This is a genomic window from Mesotoga sp. Brook.08.YT.4.2.5.2., from assembly GCF_003351125.1.
Classification (GTDB): domain Bacteria; phylum Thermotogota; class Thermotogae; order Petrotogales; family Kosmotogaceae; genus Mesotoga.
The window spans coordinates 1-9026 of sequence record NZ_JPGZ01000061.1 but is presented as its reverse complement, the minus strand read 5'-3'; the positions used below and the strand labels follow the sequence as shown (position 1 = coordinate 9026).

The following is a 9026-nucleotide window of genomic DNA, read 5'->3' as shown; positions in this document are numbered from 1 at the left end:
TCATCTTCGATTAAGCATGGCTAGAAGTTTCCTTCTTCGCCTTCTTGGCACACTGCAACTTGCATCTAGCAACTTATCCTTACGATTCATGGCAGTCGCAAGTAGAGTTTTTTGTGTTTTTATGTATGAAGTGTAAGATTGAATCGAAAGGGTTCATGAAGTAAACCAAATGCTGTTATTCAATACCATCATATAGAAGGGAGGAAAAGGAATGTTCAAGAAGAGTCTTGTGTTTTTTTCACTGTTTACCTTGATAGCGCTCGGCGGCTGCTCTCTATTCAGAGCTATCAAGATTGAGATTCCCGATCAGCAGGTGACAGAGGGTGAGGAGCTTGTTATTGGCCTTAGCCAGTTTGTTTTATCATCTGTTTCCGACGGGATATCATTCTCGATAAGCAGCGGACCGGGCAGAATCGACGGAAGGGATTATGTGTTTACGTCTTTGCCCGGTGACAGCGAAAACAGCCCTTTTAAAGTGAGAGTAAGCGCAAGTGATGAAGGCAAGAGCGGAGTTGCAGAGTTCCGGATCAACGTAAGTCCCATTCCGGAAGGTCAAGAGGCTGAGATCAAGTTATCGGGAGAGACTGCCGAAGAGTTTGAACAGATTATTGATGATTTCGTGAAGAGGAATCCTGAGAATCCCGAAGGACACGCGATTCGTGGAGCTATGAAGGCCATTCCGCAATTGCTGAAACTTCTAGACATATACAATTCGCAGATTGGTTCCCTTGACATTGCAGGGACAATGGATCGAGATGAAATACTGTCAAGTTTCGAAAACCTCGTCTCGAATCCTGATCAAATCGCACAGAGCCTTTCATCTGATATGCGCGCAAAACTACTGAATATGAAGCTGAAATCGGCGTTGATTCTTGGAAAACCGCAGCTTCTGATAAATGCTCTTTCTTCTCGTCGGCCTATAGCCAAAAATTCCGATTATTCACTCTGCGGGGAGATCACCGATTTTCAGGAGGAAATGGAGGATTACGCCGATGGCCTTCAGGAAGTCTGGGACGATATCTCCTATTTGAGCGGAGAGATGAGTATTGTAGTAAAGGTATTCCTAAATGAGTTCGATTGGGACGAAGATGGAGTTGTTGAAAGCGACAGAGAGCTGATACTTGAAGTAGTGAGTGAAAATGATTCCATAACCTACTCAGAAAACTTCCGTCTCTATTCGGATATCCTTTTCCTGGAGAAGAAGCCAAAAGGTGATCACATAGTCTCGATCGAGGTTGATCCCAGTGGCGGTGACGCAGTGTTCGATCTCGATTTCTGGTTCATGATCTCACAGGGGTTGGATATAGAGGACGCTCCTGGATTCGATGAGAACGATTATCTCGTAATCGATGAAGGAGAGATAGCGATTCTAAAAATGCTGGTTGGCAGTGCTCTTTCAAGCGCCAGAGCATTGACCATTTATGATCTTGAACCATCGGAGGCTTTCATGGAGTATTTCGAAGACACCGATGATGAGATAGATCCTCCGGAAATCGATACAAATAGCGACGGAAATATCGACGCGTCAGAAGTTAAAGCATTTATTGGCACGTCCTTCTTGACATTCAGGAACCCCTTCGAAAGTCCTCTATGGCTGAGTTCGATAAGGGATATCGCTTTGGAGATACCTGAAACGACGATGCTGCTGGCAGAGGATCTCTTGAAGGACACACGGACCGAAGGCAACAAGCACAACTTGACCTCACAGTGGTACATCCCGTTCGATCAGGACGCTTACGATACCCTTTCAGAAAACGCGAACGAATTGGAAGAGCTGCTGGACTACATAAGACCGAACGGAGAAGATCTCGATACTGAAATCCCAGTCGATGAAGAAGGTAACACGATTATCCTGAGACTATACAATATTTTCGACCACCCCGAGGGCTTTTCCGATCTCTTAAGCTTCTTCCCTACCCTTATAAACTATGAGATGCTCGAAGGAATTGAATTTCCCGACCCAACGTTTGGCGGCGCCGTAGTTAACCTTCCGAAGTCGATCTCGCTGGATAACTGAGAGCGAACTTATTCGAGATGAATTGTGGAGCAATGAGCTGTAGATGACGGTTCGTTGCTCCATTTGCTAAAAGTGGGCTTAGAATAATACTGCTGGTGGAGTTTCCAGTATGTCTATGGATTTCATAAAACATCTGCAATAAGATCAACAGGAGGTGTAACAATGAAGCAACTACTAATGATTTTGGTCTTATTGAGTGTCTTTCTTTTCTCAGGGTGTGGTCTGTTGCAGTATTTCACTGTAGCCGAGGTTGTCGAACAAGAGACTGTAGAACAGTTTAATATCGAGAAATTCAAGAACGACGATGAAATCGAAGCTGCTGTTTTCAGAGGGTATTTTCTCAATGTCGATTATTCTTATCCAGAGCTGTTTTTGCAATGTGGCCCACAGACTCGAATCACCGATGAGATTGCCGCGATCGCCGATCAGTTTAATGACAATAAGAATTTGTCGACAATTAAAGAGATATACGGCTGGATGATGGGAAACCTGAGGGGAGTTGAGGGAGAGAAGTTTGGCAGAACATCACATGAAATCATAACAACCGGGGGAGTAACTGGCTGCACAGACTATGGACTGGCTTTCGTGTCGCTTGCAAGGGCAAAGGGGATTCCTTCCGTATTCATCCAGACTGCTCGGATTGACTGGATCGAGCAAGAAAGAAATCAAACAGTGGCATGATAGTAGGTCACATTCTTGTCGAAGTCTATTTAGAAGAAAAATGGTATCTTGTAGACTCGACTTCCGGCAGGCTATACCTTAATTATGACAGAAACAACTTCTCGCTCCCCGATGGGTACTATGTGTTTGCGAAATCTATTGAGGTATGGGATTCTGGGGCAAAGAACGAAAAAGAGAACTGGCAGATGATGATGGATCTCTTCTGGATCTTTGATCCTTCAGTCTATAACAATCCGGGATACGACTATATAGACCTCATTACCGGAGAGACGAGGCCATCCGGAGTCTTCACCGGTCACTCAACCGTAATAGGAAGTTCGGCTCTCATTTTTGGAAAACGGAGTCCGGTTGAGCTGTTCAATGATAGATTCACGGCACATCTTTCTAACAAGAGGCTTCTCGATCTCTGCTTCGCCGATATAGACGAAGTGATGAGTACTCAGAGGATAATAGTCCTTCACTCTCTCGATCAGCCTGCCACGATGCCCGACTACATGTTGGGCATTATACCGGAGTTCTCGTCTTCGGAAACGCCCGTAATCCTGAACGAAATCAGGGACGGCAGGAGAATTGTTCTTATAATGACAGATACAACTGACGAATTGATGAAAATAATCAGAGAACTGCCCGAGGACTTTTTGGACGGCCCACTAAACGATGAGAATGTTCCTGATGTCGAAATAGTGAAAAACTCAGTTCTAGTTTATGGGATGAGCAACCCTGTGGGAGTATTCGAAGAGAGATTCATAAAAGGATTTTCAAGAAAGGGCTTTCTAAGTCTTGGCAATTCACAATACGAAAGATTTCTGGAGACGGAACTCGTCGTAGTCCTCTACTCACTCGATTATCCCGACAAAATGCCACTTTATATCGAAGAATATCTGCCGGAGTTCTCGTCTTCGGAACTGCCTGTAATAGTTAACGAATGGAGAGAAGGTAAGCAGATAATCTTAATCAAGACATCTACCGAGGCGGAACTGATCGATTTGATCGGACAACTTCCGGTTGACTTTCTTTTGAGGTAGAGGAAGATTAAGCTTCACTCAAAAAAGTTCCATTACAACGGAAAAACGGTCTGTATACTGCACAGTAAGTTACTGGCCAGTATACAAATGTGAAAAACCACTCGAAAGAATTCATGAAGACCGGGATATAAGTGCTTAAAACCCCCAATTTCATATTCTTGCTTAGGCAGAAAAATGCCGGTCCGATAAAAAACGGTGACTTGCCGCAAGTAGTCTTCGCCAATTGTTGCTGCGTTTCTTATTGTAAGCCAGTTATTCTACGGCAAAATGCCAATCCTGTAATCTAGCAAAATATGAAACATGCGGAGAACCATTCAACGGAGAACCAGTCTTTTTGCTCTGTCCAATCCCCAACCCGCTATCCGCAACCTCGGAAATTCTTTCTCCCTCCTGGCGCGAATGCGTCAGCATCACTTCCCCGGATATTCCTCCGGGCATCACTTCCTCGCGCAGCGAGCCTCACTTCCTGCCGGAGGCAGCATCACTTCTGCATCTTGCAACTGATCCTTTGCTCTTCCAACCCCGAACCTCGTTCGTTATTCTTGCAACTCACAACTTGGAACTGGTTTTCAAACAAAAAGGAGAGTCAAAAAGACTCTCCTCTTGTATAACATCTGGGCGATACCTACTCTCGCATGCAGTTGCCCACATACTACCATCGGCCCGAGACGGCTTAACTGCCGGGTTCGGTATGGAGCCGGGTGTTTCCCGCCCCGGTATCTTCACCCAGAATATCTGTTCACTCAAGAGTACATAGGGAAATAAGGTAAAGGAATCGGATTATTAGTACTGGTCGACTGAACACTTCACAGTGCTTACATCTCCAGCCTATCTACGTCCTCTTCTCGAACGATCCTGAGAGACCTAGTCTTGAAGCGTGCTTCCCGCTTAGATGCTGTCAGCGGTTATCACTCATGAACGTAGCTACTCAGCTACTGCCGCTTGCACGACAACTGATTCACTAGAGGTTCACTAACCCCGGTCCTCTCGTACTAGGGGCTACCCTTCTCAAGTCTCCTACGCTCGCAACAGATAGGGACCGAACTGTCTCACGACGTTCTGAACCCAGCTCACGTACCGCTTTAATAGGCGAACAGCCTAACCCTTGGGACCTGCTCCAGCCCCAGGATGCGATGAGCCGACATCGAGGTGCCAAACACTGCCGTCGATATGAACTCTCGGGCAGTATAAGCCTGTTATCCCCAGGGTAGCTTTTATCCGTTGATCAACGGCCTTTCCACTCAGGGCCGCAGGGTCACTAGGGCCAGGTTTCCCTCCTGTTCGACCTGTCAGTCTCACAGTCAAGCTGGCTTTTGCCCTTACACTCTATGGTTGATTTCCAACCAACCTGAGCCAACCTTAGCGCGCCTCCGTTACTCTTTTGGAGGCGACCGCCCCAGTCAAACTGCCCACTTAGCAATGTCCTTGTTGTGCTCTCCACACTCTCAAGTTAGTACTCCGTTGTATGGAGGGTAGTATCCCACCGTTGGCTCCCCCGATCCTGGCGAACCGGGTTCTACGCCTCCTACCTATCCTGTACACCATACAACAAAGCACAATACCAAGCTACAGTAAAGCTCCATGGGGTCTTTCCGTCTAGTTGCGAGTCCTGGGCATCTTCACCCAGACTGAAATTTCACCGGGTCTCCTGTTGAGACAGTGCAGCGATCGTTACGCCATTCGTGCAGGTCGGAACTTACCCGACAAGGAATTTCGCTACCTTAGGACCGTTATAGTTACGGCCGCCGTTTACTGGGGCTTCGGTTCAAAGCTTCGCTCGCGCTAACCTTTCCCCTTAACCTTCCAGCACTGGGCAGGCGTCAGACCCTATACGTCTTCTTCTCGAATTCGCAGAGCCCTGTGTTTTTGGTAAACAGTCGCCGCTGCCTTGTCACTGCGACTCCAGCCAGCTCTTAACCAGCCAGAGTACCCCTTCTCCCAAAGTTACGGGGCCAATTTGCCTAGTTCCTTAACAGGAGTTATCCCGCTCCCCTTAGCCTTCTCAGCTTGCCTACCTGTGTCGGTTTTCAGAACGATTGGCTTAACACTCAAACGCTTTGCGATGCTTTTCTCGACAGTATGAACTCAACGTTGTTGCTCCCGAAGGAACTCCCATTCGTTCCTCACCCTCCCGCGGTGGATTTCCCTGCCGCGATCATCAGACTAGAAACTTAGACGCACTATGCAACTAGTACGCAACGCCTATCCTCCTGTGTCACACCCCAAAACTCGTGTCACGCCAGTACCGGAATATTAACCGGTTTCCCATCGGCTACCCCTTTCGGGTTCCCCTTAGGATCTCGACTAACCCTGGGAGGACGAACCTTGCCCAGGTACCCTTAGGCTTTCGGGGGGAGAGATTCTCACTCTCCTTTCGTTTACTCATGCCTGCATTCTCTCTTGTGCCTCGTCCAACAGCCCTCACGGGTCTGCCTTCTCCCTACAACACAATGCTCCTCTACCAACAGTTTCCTGTTCCACAGCTTCGGAGGATAGCTTTAGCCCCCTTACATCTTCGGCGCGGTGAGTCTCGACTAGTGAGCTGTTACGCACTCTTTTAATGATGGCTGCTTCTAAGCCAACATCCTAGCTGTCTTTGACTCTCCACTTCCTTTAACACTTAGCTATCTCTCTGGGCCCTTAGCTGGTGGTCTGGGCTGTTTCCCTCTCGACTACGGACCTTATCGCTCGCAGTCTGTCTCCTGCACTTTGAGTAGAGGTATTCGGAGTTTGACTGGGGTTGGAGGTCGCCCCCCTAGCCCAATCAGTGCTCTACCCCCTCCACTAACCATGCAAGGCCGTGCTTAAACACGTTTCGAGGAGTACCAGATATCACCGAGTTCGGTTAGCTTTTCACTCCTATCCACAGGTCATCCAATAGCTTTTTACTGCTAACTGGTTCGGTCCTCCAGTGGGTGTTACCCCACCTTCAACCTGCCCATGGATAGCTCACCCGGTTTCGGGTCTATCGCAACTGACTTCCGCCCTATTAAGACTCGGTTTCCCTTCGGCTTCTCCTCTCTCGGATTAACCTCGCCAGTTACGGTAACTCGCAGGCTCATTAATCAAAAGGCACGCGGTCGCACTTTCGTGCTCCCACTTATTGTAGACTCACGGTTTCAGGTACTCTTTCACTCCCCTCCCGGGGTGCTTTTCACCTTTCCCTCACGGTACTTTTTCGCTATCGGTCAGCAGGTAGTATTTAGCCTTAGAGAGTGGTCTCCCCAGATTCACGCGGGATTTCTCGTGCCCCGCGCTACTCGGGATATATGCAAGGATAGCCTCTGACTTTCGCCTACAGGACTTTCACCTTCTCCGGTCTATCTTCCCAGATAGTTCGACTAGCCTTTAGCTTCTCCCGGCCCTGTACGGTCAGGCCCGTATATATCCCTCTACCCCTATATAGCAACGCCCGTACGCTTACACTATATAGGTTTAGGCTCTTCCCGTTTCGCTCGCCGCTACTCAGGGAATCTCTTCGATTTCTCTTCCTCTCGCTACTAAGATGTTTCAGTTCGCAAGGTTCGCTTCCTTTTCAGGATACTAGACATCTCTGCCTAGTGGGTTTCCCCATTCGGGCATCCGCGCTTCTATGGTCGCTTGCACCTACACGCGGCTTTTCGCAGCTGGCCACGCCCTTCTTCGCCTCCCGCTACCAAGGCATCCTCCGTGAGCCCTTTATACCTTTACCTTCTTTCTTCCTTTGACTCGCTTCTACTTCTTCNNTCACTCAAAGATGGATAGCAATCCGATGTAAACTCCTTAGAAAGGAGGTGATCCAGCCCCACCTTCCGGTAGGGCTACCTTGTTACGACTTAGCCCCCCTTGCCAATCCCACCCTAAACAAGCTCCCTCCTTACGGTTAGGATACTCATCTTCAGGTGTTACCAACTCGGGTGGCTTGACGGGCGGTGTGTACAAGGCCCGGGAACGTATTCACCGCAGCTTGGCTGATCTGCGATTACTAGCGATTCCGGCTTCATGCAGGCGGGTTGCAGCCTGCAATCTGAACTGGGGGTTGGTTTGAGGATTTCCTCCACATCGCTGTCTTGGTCCCTTCTGTCCAACCCATTGTAGCGCGTGTGTCGCCCAAGATATAAGGGGCACGATACCTGACGTCATCCCCCCCTTCCTCCGCCTCGTCGGCGGCGGTCCTCCTAGAGTGCCCGGCCTTACCGCTGGCAACTAAGAGCAGGGGTTGCGCTCGTTGCGGGACTTAACCCAACACCTCACGGCACGAGCTGACGACGGCCGTGCACCACCTGTGCTGACTCCACACAAAGTGTGGTCGTTCCTCTTTCAATTCACTACTATCAGCATGTCAAACCTTGGTAAGGTCCTTCGCTTAGCATCGAATTAAACCACACGCTCCACCGCTTGTGCGGGCCCCCGTCAATTCCTTTGAGTTTCACCCTTGCGGGCGTACTCCCCAGGCGGTTCACTTATTGCGTTAGCTTTAGCACGGAAAGCTTTCCGCTCCCCACACCTAGTGAACATCGTTTAGGGCCAGGACTACCGGGGTATCTAATCCCGTTCGCTCCCCTGGCTTTCGAGCATCAGTGTCAGAACCGGCCCAGAAAACCACCTTCGTCACCGGCGTTCCTGCCAATATCTAAGGATTTTACCCCTACACTGGCAGTTCCGTCTTCCTCTACCGTCCTCAAGCCTGGCAGTTTCAACTGCAAGTCCGGAGTTGAGCTCCGGGTTTTCACAGTTGACATGTCAGGCCACCTACGCTCCCTTTACGCCCAGTGATTCCGGGTAACGCTCGCCCCCTACGTATTACCGCGGCTGCTGGCACGTAGTTAGCCGGGGCTTTCTAGTAAAGTACCATCCCTCCATGTAGCTTTCCACTCTACATGGCATTTTTCCCTTACCACAGCAGTTTACAATCCGAAGACCTTCTTCCTGCACGCGGCGTCGCTAGATCAGAGTTGCCTCCATTATCTAAAATTCCGCACTGCTGCCTCCCGTAGGAGTAGGACCCGTATCTCAGTGTCCTTGTGGCCGGCCACGCTCTCACGCCGGCTATCCGTCGTTGCCTTGGTAGGCTCTTACCCCACCAACTAGCTGATGGTCCGCGGGCCGCTCCTTCGCCGGTGCAGTTGCACCTTTCACCTTTCGGTCTTATGCGGTATTAGCTGTCCTTTCGGTCAGTTATCCCCCTGCGTAGGGTACGTTCCCACGTGTTACTCACCCGTTCGCCACTCTATGTGTTGCCACATACCGTTCGACTTGCATGTGTCAAGCACGCCGCCAGCGTTCACCCTGAGCCAGGATCAAACCCTCCATCCATGACTCAT

3 protein-coding genes and 3 rRNA genes are annotated in these 9026 nt (G+C 49.4%); 3 read left to right on the top strand and 3 right to left on the bottom strand.

The annotated features are described in order from the left end of the window. The first annotated feature begins 211 nt into the window (after window positions 1-211). The 3 genes from Q502_RS14050 (at window position 212) to Q502_RS14040 (ending at window position 3723) form a co-directional block, all read left to right on the top strand. Window positions 212-2017 carry a hypothetical protein gene (locus tag Q502_RS14050; protein ID WP_099830616.1) on the top strand — a complete coding sequence of 602 codons (1806 nt, stop codon included), beginning with the start codon at window positions 212-214 and terminating at the stop codon, window positions 2015-2017. Between the two features lie 162 nt (window positions 2018-2179). Further along, window positions 2180-2698, top strand: a complete 519-nt coding sequence (locus Q502_RS14045; protein ID WP_099830617.1) for a hypothetical protein — start codon at window positions 2180-2182, stop codon at window positions 2696-2698. Beyond that, window positions 2695-3723: a hypothetical protein gene (locus tag Q502_RS14040; protein WP_099830618.1), complete on the top strand. Its 1029-nt coding sequence runs from the start codon at window positions 2695-2697 to the stop codon at window positions 3721-3723. The genes Q502_RS14045 and Q502_RS14040 overlap by 4 nt, the downstream gene beginning before the upstream one ends. Window positions 3724-4336: 613 nt before the next feature. Here the strand turns inward: Q502_RS14040 and rrf are convergent. The 3 genes from rrf to Q502_RS14020 form a co-directional block, all read right to left on the bottom strand. Further along, window positions 4337-4453, bottom strand: a 5S ribosomal RNA gene (gene rrf, locus Q502_RS14030). 33 nt (window positions 4454-4486) lie between these two features. Continuing rightward, window positions 4487-7414: ribosomal RNA gene (locus Q502_RS14025) — 23S ribosomal RNA — on the bottom strand. Between the two features lie 75 nt (window positions 7415-7489). Further along, window positions 7490-9018 (bottom strand): 16S ribosomal RNA (locus tag Q502_RS14020). Together the 16S, 23S and 5S rRNA genes form the textbook arrangement of a ribosomal RNA operon. Window positions 9019-9026 lie beyond the last annotated feature (8 nt).

Coding starts and splice junctions, on each gene's coding strand:
- Q502_RS14050 (WP_099830616.1), top strand. CDS start 212: ATGTTCAAGAAGAGTCTTGTGTTTTTTTCACTGTTTACCTTGATAGCG.
- Q502_RS14045 (WP_099830617.1), top strand. CDS start 2,180: ATGAAGCAACTACTAATGATTTTGGTCTTATTGAGTGTCTTTCTTTTC.
- Q502_RS14040 (WP_099830618.1), top strand. CDS start 2,695: ATGATAGTAGGTCACATTCTTGTCGAAGTCTATTTAGAAGAAAAATGG.